The sequence below is a fragment of the Streptomyces sp. NPDC051219 genome (genome assembly GCF_040682335.1).
Lineage (GTDB): Bacteria > Actinomycetota > Actinomycetes > Streptomycetales > Streptomycetaceae > Streptomyces.
The window spans coordinates 1-2,468 of the sequence record NZ_JBFBAS010000079.1 but is presented as its reverse complement, the minus strand read 5'-3'; the positions used below and the strand labels follow the sequence as shown (position 1 = coordinate 2,468).

At 70.9% G+C, this 2,468-nt stretch carries 1 protein-coding gene; it reads right to left on the bottom strand.

Annotated features, from left to right (window positions below):
• Positions 1–23 precede the first annotated feature (23 nt).
• Positions 24–2,213 (bottom strand): recombinase family protein, encoded by a 2,190-nt coding sequence (locus AB0M62_RS34760; RefSeq protein ID WP_366078322.1) that lies wholly within the window; start codon positions 2,211–2,213, stop codon positions 24–26.
• Positions 2,214–2,468: the final 255 nt, after the last annotated feature.

The following is a 2,468-nucleotide window of genomic DNA, read 5'->3' as shown; positions in this document are numbered from 1 at the left end:
GAGACGAGCAAGCCGCAGTGCTGTCATACCTGTGGCTCGATGGCATCGTCGTCGGTTCCTTCCGATCCGGTGTTCATGATGGTCTGCTGATGATGCTGCCAGGGGCGGCGGGTGTGCTGTCCGCGCGGTGTCTGGTGCAGGGTGCGTAGGCGTTCGACCTCGGCGGGGTCGGCCTGGATGACCCACATTCGTGGCGGGTCGGGCTGACGGCGGGCGGTGACCCAGCCGCGCTCGACCCAGGAGTACAGAGTGATGCGTGACATGTCGAGTTCACGGGCGAGGTCGGTCAGCCACCACTCGTGCTCGCCCAGCGTCGGGGTCACGCGTCGGACGGTCTGCGGCTCAGCGGCACCGAGCGCGCACATCAAGTCGCGGACCGCCTGTCGGCCGAAGGCCTGGCGGCGCTTGGGCGGGCGGAAACCCTCCTGGCTGAGGCGGTCGGCGATCTGCTGGGCGGTGTGTCCGGCCGCGGCGAGCTCGGTGACCCGTGCGGCCAGCTGCGGGTAGTAGCTGAGCTGGGTCAGGCAGGCCACCGGCCGCACCAGCTCCCCGGTGCTGCGGTGCCCGCCGGCCCAGACCACCTGCACCCGAACTCGCTCGGTGGTGCCGATGACTTCGAGGTGGACCTGCTCGACCAGATGTCGCAGGAGCTGTTTGCGGTCTGCGTCGGTGGTGGTGGCCGCCTGCCAGATGGCGGGGATGTCGGCGGCGAGCGCGCGGATCTGCTCGCGTTCGGCGGCGGTGAGGACGCGTGGGCGGGTGGCGGTGAAGCGGTTGTACTCCTCGCCCAGTTGCTCGCGCTCGGCCAGTGCGGCTTCCCAGTCCTTCTCCAGCTGCCGTACCACCAGGCGGTTCTCGGGTTCGGCCAGCTGGTACTGGCGCCTCGCCCGGTCCACTTGGTAGTCGGCCCGCTCCAGGCGCTGCCGCCAGATCCGGTCCACCTGTGCCCGGCGTTCTTCGACTTGTTCGGCCGCAGCGAGGCTGACCTCCAGCGCGGCCGGGGCCATCGCCTGCAGCAGCAGTCCGGCGACGTGTGTGTCCGCGCAGTCCCCGGCGAGTTGCTGGCACTGCCCGCCTCCGTAGTCGGTCTTCTCGCGGGAGCAGACGTAGGCCGGGTGCAGCTTCCCGCCTGATCCGCGCTGGTAGCGCACAGTCATCCGCTTGCCGCAGCGACCGCAGAACACCAGCCCGGTCAGCAGGGCGGGGCCGTCACGCACCGCGCCCATGCTCTGGGACCGGGACCGGTTGGCGTCCATCCGCTGCCTGTTCCGCTCGTACTGCCCGACGCTGATATAGGACGGCAGCACCCCGGGCAGGCAGACGATCCAGTCCTCGCGGTGGGTCCGCACCCGTCCGGTGAACGGCCGCCCGGCCTGTCGCCGCCTGGGGTCCAGGGTGCTGCGGCCGTAGACGTAGATTCCAGCGTAGGCCGGGTTGCGGAGCATGTTCTGCACTCCGGCCCGGCTGGGCCGGCGCCACCGCAACTCCCCGCGCTCGGGCCCCTCACGCAACCGCACCCCCAGCTGGATGTGGTTGTCGGCCAGAAAGCACAGCACCGCGTTGACCGTGCCGAACCTCTCGAACAAGTCGAAGACCAGGTGAACGACGGCCTGCACCTGCTCGTCCGGGTCAAGCACCACCTCGCCCGAAGGGCGGCGCACGAAGCCGACCGGCAACGGCACCGCCAGCTCCCCGCGTCGGGCCTTGGCCAGCCGCCCGGACCACATCCGCTGCTTGATCAGGTGCAGTTCGGCCTCACTGATGGTGCCCTTCAGCCCCAGCAGCAAGCGGTCGTTGTGGTCCGCCGGGTCATAGACCCCGTCAGGGTCCGCGAGCAGGGCCCCCGACAGCGCGCACAGTTCCAGGAGTTGATGCCACTCCCGGCCGGACCGGGCCAGCCGGGACATCTCGATCCCCAGCACGATCCCCACATGGTCCAGCCCGACCTCGGAGACCAGGCGCTGGAAACCGGGCCGGGCGTCGACCCCCGACGCGGAGTGCCCCAGGTCTTCGTCGATCACCAGAACCCGCGAGGGCGCCCACCCCAGCCCGACCGCCCGCTCGGCCAGCCCGTACTGCAACCGCGTGGACTCCTGATGGTCAACGACCTGCTGGGCCGTGGACTGACGCACATAGACCACCGCGAGGCGGTCACGATGCCACGGCTGGACCTTGCCCTCCAGCCGTTCCCACGGCCTGGCCTGCGTGCTCATCGCGCTCACCCCCGCCCCCGCTCGCTGGCACCGGCGCCCGCGACGCCATCCGCTCCACCAGCAGGCCCAGCAGGCCCAGCAGGCGCTGCACGACCACCCGGTTCACTTCCGGGAACGACTCCCACGACGGGACGCCCGACTGCGGGACCGGCGTCTGGGGGGCACAGCCGTGTCTCCTCCTGCCATCCCAGCCCACCCCCCTCGCCCGTCACAGCCCGCGCGCCCTGCAAACGACGGACGGCCGTGACCAGCGCC

Coding starts and splice junctions, on each gene's coding strand:
- AB0M62_RS34760 (WP_366078322.1), bottom strand. CDS start 2,213: ATGAGCACGCAGGCCAGGCCGTGGGAACGGCTGGAGGGCAAGGTCCAG.